This is a genomic window from Snodgrassella sp. B3800, from assembly GCF_026535865.1.
GTDB classification, from domain to species: Bacteria; Pseudomonadota; Gammaproteobacteria; order Burkholderiales; family Neisseriaceae; genus Snodgrassella; species Snodgrassella alvi_E.
This window is the reverse complement of record NZ_JAFNPH010000001.1, coordinates 848,775-869,918: the sequence shown is the minus strand read 5'-3', so window position 1 is coordinate 869,918 and position 21,144 is coordinate 848,775. Positions and strand designations below refer to the sequence as shown.

Sequence of the window (21,144 nt, the reverse complement as noted above, 5' to 3'; positions counted from 1 at the left end):
GATTTTTTATTTTATCAGGGAGTTTTAATATGAATACAGGCCAAGAGGCTGTTGAACACAAGAAGCCACCGGCGAAAGCGATAGCTGCGGCAGTAGCGGGTAATGCACTAGAATTTTACGATTTTATTATTTATTCGTTTTTCTCTGTTTATATTGCAAAGTCTTTTTTTCCAAATGATGATAAATTTATCAGCTTGCTGACTGCTGTGGCTGTTTATGGTGTAGGTTTTTTTACTCGTCCTCTTGGTGGACTGTTAATTGGCACTTATGCAGATAAAAAAGGGCGTAGAGCTGCCATGATATTAACGGTAACGTTAATAACGATTGGTACGCTGGGGCTGGCTGCTACGCCTAGTTATGAAAGTATCGGTATTGCTGCACCAATTATTGTGCTGTTGGCTCGTCTAGTACAAGGTTTGGCGCTAGGTGGAGAGGTTGGTCCGGCTTCGTCTATGCTTATCGAATCAGCGCCTCCTAATCAACGTGCTTTTTATGCCAGCTGGCAAATGGCTAGTCAGGGTATTGCAGTGGCTGTAGGCGGAGTGGTGGGTTATGTTGTTTCTGCTACACTGAGTTCCGAGCAGTTGGCTAGTTGGGGATGGCGTATACCATTTCTGGTGAGTCTGGCATTAATTCCGATTGCCGTTTATATTCGCCGTGCTTTACCGGAAACTTTGGAAAAACCAGCCTATCATAGTGATTCTCAGATAATAAAGATAATATTCACGCGTTATCGAAAAGAGGTTATTCTGGGTATTTTAGCTTTGATGTCGACTGCTATTACGGCTCAGGTTGGCAATTATATGACTACTTTTGCTATTAATACGCTTGAGTTGAATCCGGCAGTTGCTCAAATTAGTACTGTTTTGGGCGGGGTAATGATGTTTCTGTTTTCTCTGCTAGCCGGTTTTCTGGCTGATAAATATGGGCGCAAAAGTATTATGCTCTGGCCACGTGTGGCTTTGATGTTGCTGATTGTGCCAATGTTTTATATGTTGGTAAAAACTGAAAGTGTGGCAATGTTGTTGCTGGTGACGATGACAGTTACGTTGTTAACAGGAATGAGTGGTGCCAGTAGTTTGGTGGCAATTCCAGAAATGATGCCGATTGCGTTGCGCGCAACGGGTGTATCGTTAATTTATGCGATTGGGGTGACATTGTTCGGAGGTACGGCGCAGTTTGTGTTAACCTGGTTAATAGAGCATTTTGGTGCAGTCTCCCCTGCTTATTATGTGGTGGTTACCAGTGTATTTTCTATCATAGCGATGCTGATGATGCCAGAAACGCGCCATGTTAATGTAAAAGATTGATGAGAATTGAACTGATGTAAAAAAGCCAGCAATTATTGCTGGCTTTTTTACAAGTTGATTTAAATTAGGCGTTTAACCACATCAATTACTTGTTCAACGGTAAAGCCAAATTCTTTGAACAGCTGCTCTGCAGGCGCAGATTCACCAAAGCGGTTGATGCCGATAATAGCTCCGTTGTTACCTACGTATTTGTACCAAGAATCACTGACGCCAGCTTCTATGGCAATACGAGGTAAGCCGGCTGGTAAGACGCTGTCGCGATAAGCTTTATCTTGCCTGTCGAAGATATTGGTATTGGGCATAGAGACAACGGTAGTGCCTATGCCCATTTCGGCTAGTTTGCTTTGCGCATTAATGGCTAGTTCAACTTCGGAACCAGTGGCAATCAGTACGGCCTGTGTTGTTTTTTCATTTGCGGTTTTTAATACGTATCCGCCACGGCGTATATCTGCTAGCTGCTGGCTGGTTCTTGGCATAAAAGGTAATCCCTGACGGCTGAAAATTAAGCAGCTTGGGTGGTTTTCAGCAGCTACGGCATCAGCCCAGGCCACCAATGATTCTGCGCTGTCGCACGGACGCCATACACTCATATTCGGAATGAGGCGTAAGGTAGCGATTTGTTCCACAGGTTGGTGTGTAGGGCCGTCCTCTCCTAAGCCAATTGAGTCGTGAGTAAATACGAATACCGGATTGATACGCATCAGTGCTGCCATGCGCAGGGCATTACGTGCATATTCGCTGAACATTAGGAAGGTGGCGCCAAACGGCTTGATGCCGCCGTGTAGGCTGAGGCCATTCATGATGGCAGCCATACCAAATTCGCGCACGCCATAGTGAATATAATTGCCGCTATCTGAGGGCGTTATAGAGGTACTGCCGGACCAGTCGGTCAGGTTTGAGGGTGTAAGATCTGCAGAACCGCCAACTAATTCTGGCAGAATCTCTGCCAGAATTTCGATACTGTTCTGACTGGCTTTGCGAGTAGCAACTTTTTCAGCTTTGTTGCATATGTCGTTCAAGGCTTTTTGTACATGGGCGTCGTAATTTTCTGGCAGTTTGCTATCCATACGGCGCATGAATTCTGTAGCTTCGGCCGGATATTGCTGCTGGTAACGGCTAAATAAATCTTGCCAGTCCTGCTCCAGTTTTGCGCCGGCTGCTGCTGCATTCCAATCGTCGTAGATTTCCTGTGGAATGGTAAAGGGCGCATGTGTCCAGTTAAGGGCTGTCCGTGTAGCGGCAATTTCTTCGGCACCTAGTGGGGCGCCGTGGGTTTTATGGCTACCCTCTTTATTAGCTGCACCTTTTCCGATTTTGGTTTTGCAACATATGATAGATGGTTTATCAGTTTCGGCTTTGGCGGCGGTGATGGCTGCGCGGATGGCGGCTTCATCATGGCCGTCTACATTGGCCACGGTGTGCCAGCCGTAAGCAGCAAAGCGTTCAGGAATGTTTTCGCTAAACCAGTTGTCTACTTTGCCATCAATGGAAATGTTATTGTCATCATATAAAACAATTAGTTTGCCTAGTTTGAGGGTGCCGGCCAGTGAACATACTTCGTGAGAGATACCTTCCATTAAGCAGCCATCACCGACGAAAACGTAGGTGTAATGATCCATGATGTTGAAGCCGGGTTTGTTGAATCGGGCTGCCAGAATTTTTTCGGCTAATGCCATACCAACTGCATTACCGATGCCCTGTCCCAGAGGACCAGTGGTGGTTTCGACGCCATCAGTGTAGCCATACTCGGGGTGGCCGGGTGTTTTGCTATGCAGCTGACGAAAGTTTTTCAGGTCTTCTATGCTGAGGTTGTAGCCGCTCAGATGCAGCAGGCTGTACAGCAACATGGAGGCGTGGCCATTGGATAAAATGAAGCGGTCACGGTTATAGAATTTAGGATTTGCTGGGTTGTGTTGCAGGAATTCGCGCCACAGTACAGTTGCCATTTCGGCCATGCCCATTGGTGCACCAGGGTGGCCGGAGTTAGCCTGTTGAATTGCGTCCATTGCTAGAAAGCGAATTGCGTTAGCCAGATGTGATGCCATGAAGTTGCCTTTTGATGAAGGGTGACAGCTGCCTGAATCAGCTTTGTTTTAGTAAGGTTCTAAACCTTGTTGTATGGGACAGGGTTTATCCGGTATGAATTATCCTGAATCTGTGCAAACCTTTCAAGGAAAGTATATTTTTTATGTTTGGTTTGTGGTGGGTTGTTTGGGTATTTGTGCTATATGAATTACTGAATGGGTATAAAAATAATATTTGCATAAATGTTATTTGTGTTTTATGCTTTTGGCACATTCTGAATGTAAGGATGTGCTCAATTCTTCAAGTGGATATTCAGGGGAGAAACAAATGCGGAAGATGATTGTGCTGCTGACATTATTGTTGGCTATGGTTTCGGCGCGGGCGGCGGTAAATATTAATTCTGCTACAGCGCAGCAGCTACAATCCTTACCGCATATTGGAGCGGTAAAAGCGCAGGCAATTGTGGAATATCGGAATGAACATGGTCCTTTTACTTCTACAGCAGATATTATGAAGGTGAAAGGTATAGGTAAAGCTACTTATGAAAAGTTGCGGTATGAAATTAGTGTGAGCGGTAGTAGTGCTCAGCCTGCTGAATTCTCTTCTGCATCTGGCCAGCGTCGTGCCCGTCCGGCTACTGCTGGAAAATAAAATAATTATTTGCTAATACGGGTAGTTAATCGCTGAAGATATTGGCTTTGATATGGTGGTAAAAATTCTCCGCCTGTGCTGAGAGTTTTCGTTCTTTGTGTTTTATCAGATATATGGATCGTTCCAGATTCATGTCTTGTACGTCTTTGACGACCAGATTATTGTGCTCAAACTGAAATAAGGTCAGTCTGGGCACAAGTCCAATGCCATAGTTTGCTGCAACCAGCCCCATCATGGTGGTGAGTTGACTGACTTCAACTACATAATTAATTCCAAATAAATCAACGATTTTATCGACATAGTGGCGGATGCTGGTGCCTTTGGTGAAGCCTATCATGTCGTATTCCAGTAGATCTTTGAGTTGGATATTGTCTTTGCACGCCAATGGATGGTTTATATGACAAATAAGATGAAATTTATCTGAAAAAAGAAATTCAGATGATATTTCTGTTAAAGACGGGGATTTGGCGGTTAAGGCCAGCTCGGCGTGTCCTTGTAATAAAGCTTGTAGGCATAAGTCCCATTGTGTGTCTAACAGTTCGACTTTGATGTTGGCATGCCGGTGATGAAAGGTGGCCAGCAGCTGCGACACCCATTGCACGACGATGGAGGGCATGACTGCGAGTATTAATTTTTCCTGATAGGCATTGGCATGAGAACGTATTTCTTTGGTTGTCCGTTCGTAAGCAAACATGAGTTCACGTGCCAGTTTGATGAAGTGGATACCGTTTTCATTTAGGCGAACTTTGCGGGTATCTCGGTCAAACAGGCGGTAGCCGATTTCCTGTTCTAAATTAGCTATAAGGCTGCTGAATGCAGGCTGAGATAAATGAATTTTCTGTGCGGCTCGGGTGAAATTGTCTTCTTCGACCAATGCGAGAAAAGCTTTTATCTGTTTGATTGATATATTCATATATCATTAATTGCCGTTTTTATTTTTATCATTTTCTACGATAGCATATTTTCTGCAAAGTTTATTATTTTTTTATCAATGTTTTTTAAAGCGGAATTGATTAATCGATTTTCTTTATTAATCCATCTTTTTAATCGATTAGACAGGGTGGGTCGTTATGGTGAGAATGCTGCATTGTTGGATATTGATTCTTTTTTTTATTAATAACGACCCAAAAAGGGGACTTTTATGCTGGCTTTAATAGGCATATTAACTATTGCAACTTTGCTGTTTTGTATTATGAGCAAGCGGCTATCGCCGATTGTCGCTTTAATTACGATTCCGATTCTGGGAGCGGTGGTTGCGCTTTATGCTGTGCCATTGTTTGATGGTGGTCAGGAAATTGTGCCACATTACACCACGATTCCTAAGATGGTGGTGGCGGGGATTGCGAAACTGGCACCGATGGCGGCTATGTTCGTGTTTGCCATTATTTTCTTTGGTGTGGTAAGCGATGCGGGGATGTTTGATCCGATTATTGCCAAAATTCTAAAGGTTGTCGGTACCAGTCCGAAGAAAATCATTATCGGTACGGGTGTGCTGGCGCTGATTGCGCATTTGGATGGTAATGGTGCGGTGACTTTTCTGATTACTGTGCCGGCGATGCTGCCTTTGTATGACAAGTTGGGCATCGATAAAAGAATTCTGGCCGGTATTACGGCATTGAGTGCAGGTGTAAATTTTCTGCCTTGGACGGGGCCGATGATTCGCGCTGCGGCTGCTTTGGATGTATCGACGCATGATTTGTTTACGCCTTTGATTCCTGCACAGATTTGCGGTTTGGCATTCATGGTATTTATGGGCTGGTACTGGGGTCGTAAGGAAGAACGGCGTTTGGGGCTGGCTGGAGCTACAGCCAGTGCTGGTGGTGATGAAAATGCGGTAACGCATTTTGCGCCTAAAGAGCTGACTGAGGAAGAACGCAAACTGCGTCGTCCGCATTTATTCTGGCCGAATATTATTCTGGTGGTTTTGGTGATTACCGGTATGGTGGCCACTAAGATTCCGCCGGTTGTTATTTTTATGGTGGCCTGCTGTATTGCGCTGACGCTGAATTACCGTAAACCGGCTGAGCAATCTGCGCGAATTAATGCGCATGCTAAGGGTGCGCTGATGATGGCTTCGATTTTGTTTGCGGCAGGTGTGTTCACGGGCATTATGGGTGAATCCGGCATGCTTAAGGCGATGGCGGTTTCTGCTGGTCATTTTGTGCCTGATGCGCTTTCTTCTCATATTCCGTTTATTGTCAGTCTGATTGCGATGCCGCTGAGTCTGGTATTTGATCCTGATTCTTATTATTTCGGCATTATGCCGGTAGTGGCGAATATTGGCGGTTTCCCGCCGATTGAGGTGGCACAGGCTTCTTTGCTGGGACAGATGACTACAGGTTTTCCGGTAAGTCCGCTGACGCCTGCTACTTTTCTCTTATGCAGTCTGTGTGGTGTGGATCTGGCCGATCATCAGAGATTCAGTATTCCGGTTTTGTGGCTGGCTTCTATTGTGATGGCGATTGGTGCAGTGGTGACGGGTGTATTCCCGCTGTAAAAGGCTGTTTGTAAATTATTGTGTGTAATGAGGTATGGATGATGAAAAAAATCAGAATTGGTTGCGGTGCCGGATATGCCGGCGACCGGATTGAGCCGGCGGTTGAGTTGGCTGAAAAAGGGAATATTCAGTATCTGGTGTTTGAATGTTTGGCTGAGCGGACGATTGCGATTGGTCAGCGCCAGAAAAAACACAATCCGGATGCTGGTTTTAATGAATTGCTGGGTGTACGTATGCGGGCGGTATTGCCGGCCTGTCTGGAAAAGGGCATTAGGATTGTGACCAATATGGGTTCTGCCAATCCGCGGGCTGCTGCGAAGTTAACTGCTGAGATTGCGCGTTCGCTAGGCGCTAAAAATCTGAAAATTGCGATTATTGAAGGTGATGATGTTTTTGAACAGGTCATGCAGCAGGATTTGTTGCTGGATGAGCAGCAAAAACCAGTTTCACAATGCGGCAAGAAAATTGTTTCTGCTAATGCCTATATTGGTGCGGAACCAATGGTGCAGGCGCTGGCTAACGGGGCAGATATTGTGATTGCAGGCCGTGTTTCTGACCCGTCTTTATTCCTGTCTATTATGATGCATGAGTTTCATTGGGCAGCGGATGATTGGGCGCATCTGGGTAAAGGCACGATTCTGGGACATTTGTTGGAATGTGCCGGCCAAATTACCGGTGGCTATTTTGCTGACCCAGGCTATCGTGATGTACCTGATCTGGCACGTTTAGGCTTTCCAATTGCTGAAATCAGTGCGGATGGTGATGCGGTGATTACTAAAGTTGAAGGTTCTGGCGGTATGGTGACGCCTGATACTTGTAAAGAACAGATGCTGTATGAAATTCACCGGCCGGATGAGTATAAAACGCCGGATGTGACTGCTGATTTCAGTCAGGTAACGTTTACTCAGGTGGGTAAGGATCGTGTGGCGGTATCAGGCGGTACCGGCCGTGCGCGTCCAGAAACGTTGAAGGTGTCTGTGGGTTATGAGGATGGCTTTATTGGTGAAGGTGAGATGAGCTATGCCGGCCCTGGTGCGGTTGAGCGTGGTCGTTTGGCTTTGGACATTGTGAAAGAACGTTTTGCGATTACTGCTGTGCAGCCACAAGAGGTTCGTTTCGATTTAATCGGAGTGGATTCTTTGCATGGGGCGACGTTGTCTCGGAATAGTCAGCCTTACGAGGTGCGTGTACGTGTGGCCGGCCGTTTTGAAACGAAAGCTGCTGCTGCGGTGGTGGGTAATGAAGTGGAAGCTTTGTATACCAATGGTCCTGCTGGCGGTGGTGGTGCAATGAAGTCTGTCAAAGAAATTGTGGCGATGGATTCTACTTATATTCCGCGTAATCTGGTGACAACCAGCATTGACTATCTGGAGGTTTGATAATGAAGCTACGTGAAATTGCACACTCTCGTACTGGTGATAAGGGCAATACTTCTAATATTTCGGTAATTGCTTATCAACCTGAAGACTTTGAGCGTCTGAAAGCGGCTGTTACACCGGAAAAGGTGAAAGCGTTTTTTGCTGACGTTGTGACTGGTGAGGTGGTGCGCTATGAGCTGCCAAATATTGGTGCGCTGAATTTTGTGATGTATGGCGCGCTGGGTGGCGGGGTGACCCGTTCTCTGGCTCATGATATGCATGGCAAAGGGCTAAGCGCCGCAATTCTAGATATGGATATTGAGTAATTGCTAAATGGCTGGCGGTAGCTGTGGGCACCGCCGGCCGACAAGACGATATGTCCTGATGTGCATGTAGGCTGGAAGGGTAGTTGCTTTTTGTCTGGATTTTGGTTTGTCTCAGGTTAGAAAAATATGAAAACGAAACAGCTCAGTTTGGCAGATGTGAAAAATCATCTGTGGGATGGCATGACAATTATGTTTGGCGGTTTTATGGGTATAGGTACGCCTGCCAGATTAGTACAGGCCATTCTGGATGCAGGGGTGAAAGATTTAACGATTATTGGCAATGACACGGCATTTGTGGAAACCGGTGTAGGGCCGTTGATTACGCATAATCGGGTGAAAAAAGTAATTACTTCCCACATTGGTACCAATCCGGAAACTGGTAAAAAAATGATTGCCGGCGAGATTGAGGTGGAGCTGGTGCCGCAGGGTACTTTGGCTGAGCGTATTCGCGCAGCCGGTGCTGGTCTGGGCGGAGTGCTGACGCCAACAGGGCTGGGAACGGTGGTTGAGGAAGGTAAGCAGAAAATTGAGGTGAATGGGCGCGAGTTTCTGCTGGAACTGCCTCTGGAGGCTGACTTGGCTATTGTGGAAGCCAAAACGGCCGATAAGCTGGGTAATTTGGTGTATGAGCTGGCGGCGCAGAATTTCAATCCGCTGGTTGCTCTGGCGGCGAAAACGGTAATTGTGGAAGCGAATAACGTGGTTGAAGTAGGCGCAATTACACCAGATGCAGCGATTACGCCAGCAGCACTGATTGATTATATTGTTTATCCAGCATAGGGGATTATTGCCATGAATGCAAAAGAGCTGATTGCACGCAGAATTGCGCTGGAATTTAATGACGGTGATGTGGTGAATCTTGGGATTGGTCTGCCAACACAGGTGGCCAATTATGTGCCGGAAGATGTGCATATTACCTTACAGTCTGAAAATGGTTTTCTGGGTCTGGCAGCATTTAATCCAGATGAAGCCAATCCGAATATGGTGAATGCTGGGGGGCAGCCGTGTGGTATTGCAGCTGGTGGCTGTACTTTTGATAGTGCGTTTTCATTTGCGCTGATTCGCGGCGGCCATGTGGATGCCTGTGTGCTGGGTGGTCTGGAAGTGGATCAGGAAGCCAGTCTGGCCAATTGGATGGTACCTGGCAAAATGGTGCCGGGCATGGGAGGAGCGATGGATTTGGTTACCGGAGCTCGTCGTGTGATTATCGGTATGGAACACTGCACGAAAAACGGTGAATCGAAGATTCTGAAAAAATGTAGTCTGCCGCTGACAGCTAAAAACAAGGTAAATCTGATTGTTACTGAGCTTGCGGTGTTTGCTTTTGACGATGGGCAGCTGGTGTTGCAGGAGCATGCGCCGGGCGTTGATTTGGAAACGATTAAGGCCAAAACACAGGCTGAATTTATGGTTGCAGAAAATTTCTGCGAAATGACAATCAGCCAGCGAGGTCTGTAAAACGGGCAGTTGTCAGGTAAAGGAGTAGATATGGAACATGCGGTAATTGTTAGTGCAGCGCGTACACCAGTAGGCAGTTTCAATGGTTCGCTGGCCAGTGTGGGTACGGTGGATTTAGGCAGATTAGTGATTGCAGAATCGATTAGTCGTGCCGGTGTCGATGCGGGGCTGGTTGATGAAGTTGTGATGGGTAACGTGTTGCAGGCAGGGCTGGGACAAAATCCGGCACGGCAGGCAGCACTGGCAGCTGGGTTGAATGATACGGTACCGGCTTATACGGTAAATAAAGTATGCGGTTCTGGTCTGAAAACGGTAGCTTTGGCGGCACAGGCTATTGCAGCTAAAGATGCAGAAGTGGTTATTGCGGGTGGTATGGAAAATATGAGCCGTGCACCGTATCTGCTGGACAGTGGAGCACGCTGGGGCTTTCGTATGGGCAATCAGCAGGTAATTGATACGATGGTTCATGATGGTCTGACTTGTGCGACCAATCATTATCATATGGGTATTACTGCTGAAAATATTGCACAAAAATATCAGATTAGCCGGCAGGAGCAGGACGGGCTGGCTTTACGTTCGCAGCAGCTGGCGGCACAGGCTGTGGCTGCTGGTGTGTTCGACGCTGAAATTGTGCCGGTGACGATTAAGTCGCGTAAGGGTGAAGTGGTGTTTGCTCGTGATGAGTATCCGCGTGCAGAAGCTACCGCTGAGGGGCTGGCTAAGTTAAAACCGGCTTTCCGCGCCGATGGTACGGTGACGGCGGGTAATTCATCTGGTATTAATGATGGTGCGGCAGCAGTGATGGTGATGGCGGAAAGTAAAGCCAGAGAGCTGGGTTTGCAACCGCTAGCGCGTATTCGTAGCTATGCCAGTGCCGGTGTTGATCCTGCGCTGATGGGGCTTGGGCCAGTGCCGGCGACTCAGAAAGCTTTACAGAAAGCTGGTCTGTCTCTGGCAGATATTGATCTGATCGAGGCTAATGAGGCTTTTGCTGCGCAGTTTCTCGGGGTTGGGCGTGAGTTGAACTTTGATATGGATAAAACCAATGTTCATGGTGGGGCAATTGCGCTTGGTCACCCGATTGGTGCCAGTGGTACACGTATCCTGGTAAGCCTGCTGTATGGTTTGCGTAAACGTGATGTACAGCTAGGTTTGGCTACGCTGTGTATTGGCGGCGGTCAGGGTATTGCCATGATAGTGGAACGGATGTGATGTTGTCGCAATTGTGTTAGCAAGGAATGGAATATGTGAGCCATGTAATACGGATGTGTTATGTGGCTTGTTTTTTGTCAGAAACTATACCAGTTGATATGGTGTGACTTGGTATTTTAGTTTTTATCTTCAATCATTTGCAGAATGTCGGCTTCTGTCATGTTTTGGGTTTGATTGGCGAAGGTGTAGCAGTCAGGTTTGTTGTCTATATACACTTGTAGGTTGAAGTCCAGTGGCAGGGGTGGTTTGAAAATCCATGCAGCTATGTAATATCGGCCGCTGTGTTTTAATCGGTAGTAAAGATGGGTGCCGCATGCTGAACAGAATGCCCGTTCTGCCCATTCTGATGATTGATAATGAGTAATCAGCTCTTTGTTGTGAAAGTGAATTTTGCCAGCATGCATGATGGTCATTAATGGACCAGCATTCCATTGGCGGCAGGTATGGCAGTGGCAGGCATTCATGGAATAATCTTCCAGTTCAAGGGAAAAAGTAATTTTTCCACACAAACATGAGGCAGTGTGATTTGCCATGTATGGACTCCGATAGAATATGTAAAGCGTAGTAGACGGCAGTAGTTAGGCTTTTGGTCTGACTACTGTTGTCTGTAAGCTTTGGTTATGTTTTTATATTGCTACAGACTACACTTTTAGATGGAAGCGATATATAAGGAGATGATGCACACGACGCCTACACCCCAAATGCAGGAGCGGGCAAAGGGTTTATCTTTGATGTAGCAATATAGGTAACCTAGCCGGCTGAGTATGAATAGAACGCTCCAGTAATTAATAGTGATCTGGGCAGCCTTGCCAGTGGCATGAGCTATGATAACCGCAGCGGCAAAGGGGGCAAAAATTTCGTAACCATTCTGTTGCGCTGCATCGGCGCGAGCAGCTTTGTCATACGCTCTAGCCAGAAATGCGCGCGGTCGATGATTGTCGTCGGCGATGAAACCACCGATTTTTCTTGCATAAAAGGCGGTAATCCATGGCAGTAGCATGGCTATAAAAATACACCAGTAGGCAAGGGTCATGATGTTATCCTGTTTGAGTATGCTTATGTGTTGGGTTGATAATGGTTTTAACTATATTAAGGGTATATGTGCTTTCGGTTTTATCCGGTTTCTGACTTTACCCTGAATTTAAATTATAAGATAATTCAAAGTTTTTCAAGTTTTTTGTGCTTGATAACTATTTTTATGTGTTTGTTGCGCTGATGAGGTGGTCGTCGGGCGGTTTTGGGTGGTAAGGCGATTTTGTCGGCGTTTTTTGTTTCGGGAACTCTACCATGTTGTTTAAAAAGTTGGCTGACCAGAATGTGTCGGGCAAGACTGTTGTTATTCGGGTGGATATGAATGTGCCGGTAAAGGATGGTGTGATTGCAGATGATACGCGCATTCGTGCTTCGCTGGCTTCAATCCGTTTTTGTTTGCAGCAAGGGGCTGCTGTGGTGGTATTGACGCATCTGGGGCGTCCGAAAGCTGGAGCACCGAAGCCGGAAGACAGTGTGGCGCCGGTAGCACAGCGTCTAGGCGAGCTGCTGGGGCAAGAAGTCAGGGTAGTGGAAGATTGGCGTGAGCATAAACCACAGTTACAGGCGGGAGAGGTGGTGATGCTGCCTAATGTGCGCCTGAATGTTGGTGAAAAAGAAAATGACTCAGCTCTGGCTGCGGCCTATGCTGCGCTGGGTGATGTGTATGTAAATGATGCGTTTGGGACGGCACACCGAGCTGAAGCTTCTACTGTGGCGGTAGCCGCGGTGGCGGGTATGTCCTGTGCTGGTATGCTGTTGACTGCTGAGCTAGATGCGCTGTCACAAGCGTTGCAAAATCCCCAAACACCGGTGGTTGCGATTGTGGGAGGCAGTAAGGTATCGACTAAACTGACGATTCTGGAGAGTTTGGCTGATAAAGTGGACCATTTGATTGTTGGCGGTGGGATTGCTAATACTTTTTTGCTGGCACAAGGCTTGCCAGTGGGACAGTCGCTGGCGGAATCGGAGCTAGTAAACAGTGCGCGGCAGATTCTGGACAAAATTGCGGCTAAGGGCGGGGATATTCCCCTGCCCACTGATGTGGTAGTGGCAAAACGCTTTGCGGCAGATGCGCCGGCTGAAATCAAAAATGTGGCAGATGTGGCGGCGGATGATATGATTTTGGATATTGGCCCGCAGTCGGCACAAAAGCTGGCACAGATGCTGAAATCGGCCAGAACAATTGTTTGGAACGGCCCAGTAGGGGTGTTTGAGTTTGCTTCGTTTGCGCATGGTACTGAGGTGCTGGCTGAGGCAATTGCGGCTAGTGAAGCTTTTTCAATTGCCGGTGGCGGCGATACGCTGGCGGCGATTGCTCAGTTTGGTGTCAAGGATGATATTAGTTATATCAGTACTGGCGGTGGTGCATTTTTGGAGTTTTTGGAGGGTAAGACTTTGCCAGCTGTGGCTGCGTTAACTGCCCGTGCGTAGGTCGGAATAATTCTGCCGGTACTGCTCTGGTATCTATGATGATGGCGAAACCGCTACTAATAGCGGTTTCGCTTTTTTTATGGCCGTAAGTCCGGCTGTTAGGACTACTCTGATGTGATGATAAAGAATGAGAATATGGATTTGTTTGGATTTAAATGAGTGCCGACGCAGGCAGAAAGCAGAATTTTTTTCAAAATGCGCACTTTTTTAATTTTTTGCTTGGTCTGTTTTTACTTATCAACTATAGCCTGAATGTTAATTTTTTGACAATGGCTTATTTTCAAGTTAATAATAATGCTGTTTTGTTAATTTTATTTTAATTTTGTTTGTTTAAGTCATTTAATTTCATTGATTTATAAATAATTATTTCAAATATTGGTATTGATTGCTGGCTGACGGGCAGGGTGGAGGCTTTGCGTGTTGGGTGGCAATTTTTTATTCACACACTTCAGGTTAGGAGTAGTTGATGTCTGGTTCTTCAGGTGGTTGCTGGCGTTGTTTACCTCGCTGGCTGCTGGTATTGATTTTACTGGCAAGTGGTCTGGCGCTGGGCTATGGCGGGATTGTGCTGCTGATGCAGGGCGGATCCATGTATTATCTGCTGGCCGGTATTGCTTATCTGGTGCTGGCGGTGCTGGTAGCTAAGCGTAAGTCTTGTATGGCTTTAGTTTCACTGCTGATTTTTGTGGCAACGTTTATCTGGGCATTGGTGGATGCACCGGAGCTGACTTTCTGGCCGCTATTGTCGCGACTGGTAGTGCCGGCTCTGCTGCTGATGATGACTTTCTGGTCAGGCAGTGGTTATTCAGGTGTTTCGACTGGGGCGCGCCGTTTCTACAACTGGGGCGGAGCAGTTATTTTCCTAGCGTTGCTGGCTACGCTGATTGCGGCATATTTTCCACATGGTGAGATTCGTAATCAGGTCGCCATTAGCGAGAATGCAGCTGCTGCTCAGGTAAGTGCGCGTAATCCAGCTGATTGGGCATTTTTTGGCCGTAATCAGCATGGGACACGTTTTGCGCCTTATACCCAAATTAATCCGGATAATGTACGTAATCTACAGGTGGCATGGACGTTCCATACCGGCCGCCGTACCAGTGGCAAAGCAATTGGTGTGGATGAGAATACGCCGTTGCAGATTGGTGACAAACTATATTCGTGTACGCCGGAAAATTTGGTTTCGGCTATTGACGCGGATACAGGTAAGCTGATTTGGCGCTTTGACCCGAAAGCGCGTACAGCTGAACATGTGACCTGTCGTGGTGTTGGCTATTATGATATGGATAAGGACGAAAGTCTGACTGCAGCTGAGAAAGCAGCCTATACTGAGCCAGTATGCCGCCGCCGTATTGTGGTTTCTACTGTTGATGCACGCTTATTTACACTGGATGCGGATAAAGGTACGTTGTGCCCAGGTTTCGGTAATAAAGGCTATGTGGACCTGAAAACGTATATGGGGCCGACTGAAAACAGTAAGCGCTATCACCCAACTTCGGTACCGGTAATGATGGGGCATCTGACGGTGGTTGGCGGCTGGGTACGTGATATCGTGCATGGTGAGCCTTCCGGTGCGGTGCGTGCGTTTGATGTGCGTGACGGTAAGCTGGTGTGGACTTGGGATATTGGTAAACCGGATGGTTTAGCTAAACCTGGTCAGAACTATACCTTAGAAACGCCAAATGTATGGACTATTCCTACTTATGATAAGGAACTGAATCAAGTTTACTTACCAACTGGTAATGGCCCTCCGGATTACTGGGGCGGTGACCGCAATCACATTAAAGAAAAATTCGGTGCGGCTGTGGTGGCTCTAGATGCCAGCACGGGTAAGCTGCGCTGGGTGCGACAGCTGATTCACCATGATGTGTGGGACTATGATCTGCCTTCTCAGCCGGTGTTGTATGATGTGACTAATGATAAAGGACAGAAAGTTCCTGCTCTGATTCAGACTACTAAGACCGGTCAGATTTTTGTGATTGACCGTCGCAATGGTGAGTTTGTGACTAAGGTAGTGGAACGGCCTGTACCGACTGCTCCGGCTGCAGAAGGTGAGCGTCTGGCGACTACGCAGCCGGATTCGGTAGGTATGCCGAGTATCGGAAATGAAACGCTGACTGAGCAACGGATGTGGGGTATTACGCCGTTTGACCAGCTGTATTGCCGTATTTTGTTTAAGAAATCGGTATACAAAGGCCGTTTCACGCCACCGGGTGTGCAACCCTATATTGAATGGCCTAGTCTATTGGGTGGTATGAACTGGGGCGGTATTTCGATTGATGAATCGCGCAATCTAATGTTTGTTAATGATATGCGCATGGCGCTGCGTATGCAGTTGGTCACCCGTGAGCAGGCTAAGCAGTATAAGGTATCCACTGATGAAGTACCTGGCTTTATGGGTACAATCCGGCCGCAGGTGGCAGGTATTTATGGTGGGGTGAAGATTGATATTCTGCAGTCTCCACTGGGTGTGCCGTGTCAGCAGCCTCCGTTCGGTACAATGAGTGCTATTGATTTAACCACTAAGCAGCTGGTATGGCAGGTACCTTTGGGTACGGTGCAGGATACTGGTCCGCTGGGTATTAAGACGCATCAGCAAATGCCGATTGGTATGCCTACTTTGGGCGGCCCTACGGCTACAGCTTCTGGTCTGGTGTTCTTTGCTGGTACGCAGGATTATTATCTGCGTGCTCTGGATGCGAAAACAGGTAAGGAAGTGTGGAAAGCGCGTCTGCCGGTAGGTTCTGTGGCTGCTCCGCTGATTTATGTTTCGCCGAAAACAGGTAAGGAATATGTAGTGATTTCAGCTGGTGGCACCAGCCATGCTACGGATGTAGGCGATTACGTAATTGCTTATGCGCTGCCGGATAAGAAATAATTCTGGCCGTTTGATTCAACAGCACCTGTAATGCAGGTGCTGTTTTTTTTCTGATGGCGCTATAATGGCATTGTTTACTTATTAATTGCATTTATATTCCTGTTTTTACGCTGGTTTATGAAATACTGTTGATGATATAAGAATGTGATGCTGTGGTGCATTGTTAACTGAAATAATAAGGAGTTGTGTTATGAAAAGTTTTACCCGTGTAGTAACGCTGGCTGCTTTGTCTTCTTTGAGTATGGCCGCTTTTGCAGCACCCGCAACGGAGGTGCCCACTGCGGTGATGACTGAAACTGTAGTGGTTCAAGAACATGCACCGGTAAAAGGGTGGGTGAATACGCATTCAATTTTGCCGCAGTTGAATTTGAGTACGCAACAGAAGGCGCTGGTGCAGAAAATTGATCATCAATATGCTAGTCAGCGTCCGTTGATGAGTAATGAAAATCGGCAGACATTGTCTAATCTTCAGCAGCTGCGTAGAAATCTGGTTACTGGCAAACGTTTTGATGATGCTAAGGCTAAGAATATGATTGCGCAGGAACAGCAGATATGGGCGCAGCAACAACAGGCTCGCGCTGATTATGATTTTTTACAGCTGAAACGGGAACACGATATTTATCAGATTCTGACGCCTAAACAGCAGCAGCAATATTGGCATTTACGCCAGCAGCAGAAGTTGTTGCGCTGATGCGCTGGTGTGTATTCTGTTGATTGAAAACCCCGGATATCCGGGGTTTTTGTATGTGGGTTGGCAATGTATCAGAAGCGTATCTGAGCCCGTGCCCAAAGAGTACGGCCGGGTTCGTTGACGCGACGTTCCTGTACGGAATAGGTGTCGAAGTCGTAGGCAGATTTGTTGACAGCTTCGGCATAGGTTTTGTTGAAGAGGTTGTCGATGCCGATTTGTACGAGTGCGTGTTTGTTGGGTTTCCAGCCTGCATTGAGGGCAAGCGTGCCGAAACCATTGATGCGGCCTAAATCCATGCCGACGATGTTGCCCTGATTTTTGGCATAGCGATGTTGGCTGGCAGCTAAACGCCAAAGGGCACCGGCGCTGAAGTGTTCGTTTTCCCAGTTGAGATAGGTGCGCCATTCTAGTGGTGGGGTTTGTGCTAGCGGCCGTTTGTCGCTGCGGTTGCTGGCATAGGTATAAGCTAGACTGCCACCAAGATTCCAGTGTGGGGCAAACTGCCAGTTAGTTTTGGCTTCGAAGCCATAGCGACGGGCATTAATCTGGCGGGCAAAATTTTTGTTGTTTATGCTTTCAATCAATATGAAATCATTGATTCTGCTAGCGAAGATGTCGATGGAGCTGGTGATGCTGCTGCCTTGATAGCTGAGGCCAGCGTCGATTTCGTGGTTGGTTTCTTTGTGCAGTTTTGCACCATTTGTTTTACTGCGTTCCCAGTAATCGGGGGCACGCTCGGCCTGACCATAGCCAATATAGCTGGTGAATCTGTCACCACGGTGTTGCAAACGCATGAAGCCTGCGTTTAGGCCTTCATGTTGATGTAGATAATTTGGGGCAATGGTATTTTTCTTAGGGTTGAACTGGGTATTGGTCCAGTCGTGACGCAGACCACCGTAGAGGCTATTGTTTTCGTCGAAATTCCATTCGCTTTGCACGTAGACGCCATGGCGTTTATAAGTCTGATTCCATTCAAACGGCCATCTGGTGAAGTTTTCTGCCTGATGTTTGTCTGTGCTCATTACCATCGGGCGTGCGCTGACTTCGTCACTCTGCCAGTCTGTGCCAATTTCGCTGTGGGTGTTGCCAAGCTCTATTTGTGCCGACAGTTTGGCTGATTTAATTTCACGTCCTGGATTCATGACTGAATACATGTGCCGTACCGGCATGGCTGCTTGATGCGTACTGTCCATTCCGTTCATGCCTGTACCCATTTTCATGCCCATACCCATGCCGCCATTCATTTTCATTGGTGGAGTAGTACGCAGGCTGAAGTTGTCCATGACATGATCAATTTTGCTGCGGCCGTATTCAAACTGTATCTGGCTTAGCCAGTCGGTTATGTTTTGCTGACGCAGTTTCATTGACCAGCCACGGCGGTTAAATTGGGTACCGTCCATTGATCGGTCGGCATAGCGGGCATGGCCGGTGCTGTGTTCGTACTGTACGGCCAGCAAGGTATCGGTGAAGGGTGTGAGGGCAGCCTGCACCATCTGGTTGTTGCGCTTGAAAGCGGAATGAACGGTGTCACCATCACCATCTTTGTAGTCTTTTGATTCGTTATGGCTGGCATTAAGTCGCAGCCAGCCGTACTGGTTGCCTAATGTGCTGTCTATGTAGGCATCGCTACGGCCAAATGAGCCTTTGGTAAGGGCGATATCGAGTTTGGCCGTGGGCTGTGTGAGTGGTTTTTCGTCACGCATGAATCGGACTGAACCAGTAATCATGCCCGGCCCTTGATTAACGGCCTGAGGGCCTTTAGTAATGATTACGCGGTCGTAGCTGGCCGGAAAGAGGTAGGATGTGGGCGGGTCCATGCGTCCGGGGCAACCACCGAGTACAAACTGGTCGTCGGCGGTAATGAGCAGGCGCGAACCGCCAAGACCGCGCAGCAAAGGGTCGCCGGAGCTACCGCCTTTGCGGGTAACACTCATGCCGGCTACGGATTTGAGTAAGTCGGCACCATCCTGTGTCGGTAGGGGTTGAAGGGCGGTTTTGGGGTCGATAATTTCGATACCGGGTGCATTTTGCTTTGAAGCAACAACCACAATGGGACTTAGTTCGGCGGTATGAGAATCAGAATTAACTGGCTGGGGCTGAGCCTGTGCTTTGACGAGAATGCAGGACAGTGCAAGAAAAACAAGAAAGCGGGAGGGAATATACATGGGGTGAGTCTGTCCAGATGCAGGTATGGATGTGGCTTATTATATCTTAATCAATACAAACAAATCTTTAAACAATAAAATCATTTGTTTAGGGGGACAGGTTAATGTGCTTTAATTTTTTAGTGACTTAACCATTGTGATAGTACGTAGATGATGAGACCGATACATCCGCCCACCAATGTGCCGTTGATGCGGATGAATTGTAAATCGCGGCCAACACTTAGCTCGAGTTTATCTACCATCTGCCGGCTGTCCCAGCTTTTTACTTTGTCTGCGATAAACTGGCTGACGCGATTTTTGTACTGCTGGATGAAATGGCGTGCACATAGTGTGATGCGGGTGTCGAGCCGGCGCATAAATTGTGGATACTGGCTGGCTTGCTGTTGCATATGGCAACACAGGCGGATGAGCTGTTGCTGCCACCAAGAGTTATGTTGAGTGATGTCCTGCTCACTCCAGCCGACGAAGCTATCCCATAAATCTTTGATGCTTTGCTGTAAGGCGGATGATTGTAGTAGTTGCTGCCGGCTGGTGGCCAGTTTGCGGTGCCAGCTGCGGTTGCGGCGTAACTGCCGCTCGATGATAAGAAGCTGTTTGCGACTGGCACGCCAGAATGCATGTTGTGGATTGGACAGTACAGCGTCTATATAGGAATCAGCCCAGTTGAGGGCTTTGCCGGCTACCCAATCATCTATCTGTGCAGTGAGGGTGGTTTTAAGGGAGGCTTTGAGTTTGTCCCATGTGGATGGATCGCTTTTTTCAATTCTGCCTACCCATGACAGCAGACTTTTTTCCAGCTGGGCTCGTGTCTGTTCGTTTTGTAACCAGCAGCGCACTTGTTGTAATAGAGCACGCAGGAGAATGGAGTCGATTCCTTGTTTATTGATTAGCAGTAGAATGTTGGCCAGTGTTCTACCTATGCGGGCACCACTGTACTGTGTATTTAGCAGTTGGCTGATGAATCGGGATACATCGCTAGCGGTAGCGGTGCGTAATAGGAGAGGAATCTGACGAGTAAGGATGGGCAACCATTGCTGTTGGTTGTGTGTATTGACCAGCCATTGTAATGCGCTGGTGGCCGGATGCAGACGATAAATGCGGCTGGCGATGGCTTTGTCTTGCAAAAAATTGTTTTCGATAAAGCGTGCGAGCTCGTCGGCAATTTTATTTTGCTTTTGCGGCAGAATGGCGGTGTGAGGAATGGGCAGACCGAGTGGATGGCGGAATAGAGCGGTAACAGCAAACCAGTCTGCCAGTGCACCTACCATGGCTGCTTCGGCAAATGCTTTCAGGTAAGCGAGTGCCGGATAGTGCTGCTGCCATAGACAACTGAACACAAATAAGACGCAGGCAGCAAACAGTAGGCTGGTAGCCAGTAGGCGCATGCGGCCTAATCGACGGCGTTGCTGCAAATTCTGTACGGTTTGGGACATGGTTTGGGCTGATGGTGTTCTGTAGTAGTGGTAGATGTAGTGATTTTAGTGGCTGGTGACCGGTTATCCAGTCTGATTTCCGGAATTTTACCCGATTAAGTAAAAATATGGATTTTGGGAGCAGGTGCGTGTGACAGGCTGTTGTTTTTTTGATGGCAGGGTTTGGACAGTGGGAAAGCCGCCTATCATGCGTAAATGAATTTGCGGCAAAACTATGGTTTTGCCGCACGATAGGCGTGATGCGAATAGAAATTTAAACGCTAGGCTGCGTGCGTTGCTGTTTATGCTGCCACCATTTGAAAGCATAGCCGGCAATAACCGGAATCAGGGCGTAGATAATGAGTGCTGTCCAGCTGCCGTACCAATGTACCAATTTGGTAGTGCTGCCATCACTATTGAGCATGATTTCGCTTGAGCCGTGGTGAATGGCACGCCACCAGCACATGACCAGTAAACCCAAAAATAATGGCCATATGTTGCGCGTGCGTGCGCGTTGCCATAGAAGAAAAAACACCAGTGCCCACACCAGTGTCAAGGTGGTGACGAGCAAACCCGTATCTGTTGGCAGTTGTAGATAGCGGCAGATAATAAAGGTGATCACTACCCAGATGCCGGCGAGAATGGCCATGATGAATTCTTCGGGTTTATTTAGCATACTGTTGCTTCCTTAGCGAATTTAC

General features: G+C 47.6%; 18 protein-coding genes. 11 read left to right on the top strand and 7 right to left on the bottom strand.

Going from position 1 to position 21,144, the window contains the following annotated elements:
- Positions 1–29 precede the first annotated feature (29 nt).
- A complete protein-coding gene (locus tag J3U64_RS03860) occupies positions 30–1,310 on the top strand; it encodes an MFS transporter (protein WP_267391493.1) in 1,281 nt (426 codons plus the stop codon).
- A gap of 59 nt (positions 1,311–1,369) precedes the next feature.
- Here J3U64_RS03860 and tkt read toward each other — a convergent pair whose 3' ends face one another.
- Positions 1,370–3,355 (bottom strand): transketolase, encoded by a 1,986-nt coding sequence (tkt, locus tag J3U64_RS03855; RefSeq protein ID WP_267408342.1) that lies wholly within the window; start codon positions 3,353–3,355, stop codon positions 1,370–1,372.
- Between the two features lie 307 nt (positions 3,356–3,662).
- On the opposite strand from tkt, the gene J3U64_RS03850 reads away from it, so the two are divergent.
- Positions 3,663–3,986 (top strand): ComEA family DNA-binding protein, encoded by a 324-nt coding sequence (locus J3U64_RS03850; RefSeq protein WP_267408341.1) that lies wholly within the window; start codon positions 3,663–3,665, stop codon positions 3,984–3,986.
- Positions 3,987–4,011: 25 nt separating this feature from the next.
- Here the strand turns inward: J3U64_RS03850 and J3U64_RS03845 are convergent, their stop codons facing one another.
- Positions 4,012–4,899: a LysR family transcriptional regulator gene (locus J3U64_RS03845; protein WP_267408340.1), complete on the bottom strand. Its 888-nt coding sequence runs from the start codon at positions 4,897–4,899 to the stop codon at positions 4,012–4,014.
- Between the two features lie 228 nt (positions 4,900–5,127).
- On the opposite strand from J3U64_RS03845, the gene J3U64_RS03840 reads away from it, so the two are divergent.
- The 6 genes from J3U64_RS03840 to J3U64_RS03815 all read left to right on the top strand — a co-directional run bounded on the left by J3U64_RS03840 (position 5,128) and on the right by J3U64_RS03815 (position 10,837).
- Positions 5,128–6,483 (top strand): CitMHS family transporter, encoded by a 1,356-nt coding sequence (locus J3U64_RS03840; protein ID WP_267408339.1) that lies wholly within the window; start codon positions 5,128–5,130, stop codon positions 6,481–6,483.
- Between the two features lie 38 nt (positions 6,484–6,521).
- Positions 6,522–7,862, top strand: coding sequence for an acyclic terpene utilization AtuA family protein (locus tag J3U64_RS03835; protein WP_267408338.1), 1,341 nt, complete (start codon positions 6,522–6,524; stop codon positions 7,860–7,862).
- A 2-nt stretch (positions 7,863–7,864) separates the two neighbouring features.
- A complete protein-coding gene (locus J3U64_RS03830; RefSeq protein ID WP_100139627.1) occupies positions 7,865–8,167 on the top strand; it encodes a hypothetical protein in 303 nt (100 codons plus the stop codon).
- Positions 8,168–8,293: 126 nt separating this feature from the next.
- Positions 8,294–8,947, top strand: a complete 654-nt coding sequence (gene atoD, locus J3U64_RS03825; protein ID WP_267391484.1) for an acetate CoA-transferase subunit alpha — start codon at positions 8,294–8,296, stop codon at positions 8,945–8,947.
- 12 nt (positions 8,948–8,959) lie between these two features.
- A complete protein-coding gene (locus tag J3U64_RS03820; protein ID WP_267391482.1) occupies positions 8,960–9,625 on the top strand; it encodes a 3-oxoacid CoA-transferase subunit B in 666 nt (221 codons plus the stop codon).
- Positions 9,626–9,655: 30 nt separating this feature from the next.
- A complete protein-coding gene (locus tag J3U64_RS03815) occupies positions 9,656–10,837 on the top strand; it encodes an acetyl-CoA C-acetyltransferase (RefSeq protein ID WP_267408337.1) in 1,182 nt (393 codons plus the stop codon).
- A 116-nt stretch (positions 10,838–10,953) separates the two neighbouring features.
- Here the strand turns inward: J3U64_RS03815 and J3U64_RS03810 are convergent, their stop codons facing one another.
- Together J3U64_RS03810 and J3U64_RS03805 are read right to left on the bottom strand one after the other, a co-directional pair.
- Positions 10,954–11,370: a GFA family protein gene (locus J3U64_RS03810; protein WP_267408336.1), complete on the bottom strand. Its 417-nt coding sequence runs from the start codon at positions 11,368–11,370 to the stop codon at positions 10,954–10,956.
- A 116-nt stretch (positions 11,371–11,486) separates the two neighbouring features.
- Positions 11,487–11,870, bottom strand: a complete 384-nt coding sequence (locus J3U64_RS03805) for an MAPEG family protein (protein ID WP_267408335.1) — start codon at positions 11,868–11,870, stop codon at positions 11,487–11,489.
- Between the two features lie 254 nt (positions 11,871–12,124).
- Between J3U64_RS03805 and J3U64_RS03800 the strand changes: the two genes are divergently transcribed.
- The 3 genes from J3U64_RS03800 (at position 12,125) to J3U64_RS03790 (ending at position 16,866) form a co-directional block, all read left to right on the top strand.
- Entirely contained in the window at positions 12,125–13,300 is a 1,176-nt protein-coding gene (locus tag J3U64_RS03800) for a phosphoglycerate kinase (protein ID WP_267408334.1), read from the top strand.
- A 466-nt stretch (positions 13,301–13,766) separates the two neighbouring features.
- Positions 13,767–16,175 carry a membrane-bound PQQ-dependent dehydrogenase, glucose/quinate/shikimate family gene (locus J3U64_RS03795; protein WP_267408333.1) on the top strand — a complete coding sequence of 803 codons (2,409 nt, stop codon included), beginning with the start codon at positions 13,767–13,769 and terminating at the stop codon, positions 16,173–16,175.
- A gap of 190 nt (positions 16,176–16,365) precedes the next feature.
- Positions 16,366–16,866: a Spy/CpxP family protein refolding chaperone gene (locus J3U64_RS03790; RefSeq protein WP_100139635.1), complete on the top strand. Its 501-nt coding sequence runs from the start codon at positions 16,366–16,368 to the stop codon at positions 16,864–16,866.
- A 71-nt stretch (positions 16,867–16,937) separates the two neighbouring features.
- Here J3U64_RS03790 and J3U64_RS03785 read toward each other — a convergent pair whose 3' ends face one another.
- From J3U64_RS03785 to J3U64_RS03775, 3 genes are all read right to left on the bottom strand, one after another.
- Entirely contained in the window at positions 16,938–19,031 is a 2,094-nt protein-coding gene (locus J3U64_RS03785; RefSeq protein ID WP_267408332.1) for a TonB-dependent receptor domain-containing protein, read from the bottom strand.
- A gap of 119 nt (positions 19,032–19,150) precedes the next feature.
- Entirely contained in the window at positions 19,151–20,464 is a 1,314-nt protein-coding gene (locus tag J3U64_RS03780; RefSeq protein WP_267408331.1) for a DUF445 domain-containing protein, read from the bottom strand.
- Between the two features lie 253 nt (positions 20,465–20,717).
- Positions 20,718–21,119 carry a hypothetical protein gene (locus J3U64_RS03775; protein WP_267408330.1) on the bottom strand — a complete coding sequence of 134 codons (402 nt, stop codon included), beginning with the start codon at positions 21,117–21,119 and terminating at the stop codon, positions 20,718–20,720.
- Positions 21,120–21,144: the final 25 nt, after the last annotated feature.

Coding starts and splice junctions, on each gene's coding strand:
- J3U64_RS03835 (WP_267408338.1), top strand. CDS start 6,522: ATGATGAAAAAAATCAGAATTGGTTGCGGTGCCGGATATGCCGGCGAC.
- atoD (WP_267391484.1), top strand. CDS start 8,294: ATGAAAACGAAACAGCTCAGTTTGGCAGATGTGAAAAATCATCTGTGG.
- J3U64_RS03815 (WP_267408337.1), top strand. CDS start 9,656: ATGGAACATGCGGTAATTGTTAGTGCAGCGCGTACACCAGTAGGCAGT.
- J3U64_RS03820 (WP_267391482.1), top strand. CDS start 8,960: ATGAATGCAAAAGAGCTGATTGCACGCAGAATTGCGCTGGAATTTAAT.
- J3U64_RS03860 (WP_267391493.1), top strand. CDS start 30: ATGAATACAGGCCAAGAGGCTGTTGAACACAAGAAGCCACCGGCGAAA.
- J3U64_RS03810 (WP_267408336.1), bottom strand. CDS start 11,370: ATGGCAAATCACACTGCCTCATGTTTGTGTGGAAAAATTACTTTTTCC.
- J3U64_RS03785 (WP_267408332.1), bottom strand. CDS start 19,031: ATGTATATTCCCTCCCGCTTTCTTGTTTTTCTTGCACTGTCCTGCATT.
- J3U64_RS03845 (WP_267408340.1), bottom strand. CDS start 4,899: ATGAATATATCAATCAAACAGATAAAAGCTTTTCTCGCATTGGTCGAA.
- tkt (WP_267408342.1), bottom strand. CDS start 3,355: ATGGCATCACATCTGGCTAACGCAATTCGCTTTCTAGCAATGGACGCA.
- J3U64_RS03840 (WP_267408339.1), top strand. CDS start 5,128: ATGCTGGCTTTAATAGGCATATTAACTATTGCAACTTTGCTGTTTTGT.
- J3U64_RS03795 (WP_267408333.1), top strand. CDS start 13,767: ATGTCTGGTTCTTCAGGTGGTTGCTGGCGTTGTTTACCTCGCTGGCTG.
- J3U64_RS03830 (WP_100139627.1), top strand. CDS start 7,865: ATGAAGCTACGTGAAATTGCACACTCTCGTACTGGTGATAAGGGCAAT.
- J3U64_RS03790 (WP_100139635.1), top strand. CDS start 16,366: ATGAAAAGTTTTACCCGTGTAGTAACGCTGGCTGCTTTGTCTTCTTTG.
- J3U64_RS03775 (WP_267408330.1), bottom strand. CDS start 21,119: ATGCTAAATAAACCCGAAGAATTCATCATGGCCATTCTCGCCGGCATC.
- J3U64_RS03800 (WP_267408334.1), top strand. CDS start 12,125: ATGTTGTTTAAAAAGTTGGCTGACCAGAATGTGTCGGGCAAGACTGTT.
- J3U64_RS03805 (WP_267408335.1), bottom strand. CDS start 11,870: ATGACCCTTGCCTACTGGTGTATTTTTATAGCCATGCTACTGCCATGG.
- J3U64_RS03780 (WP_267408331.1), bottom strand. CDS start 20,464: ATGTCCCAAACCGTACAGAATTTGCAGCAACGCCGTCGATTAGGCCGC.
- J3U64_RS03850 (WP_267408341.1), top strand. CDS start 3,663: ATGCGGAAGATGATTGTGCTGCTGACATTATTGTTGGCTATGGTTTCG.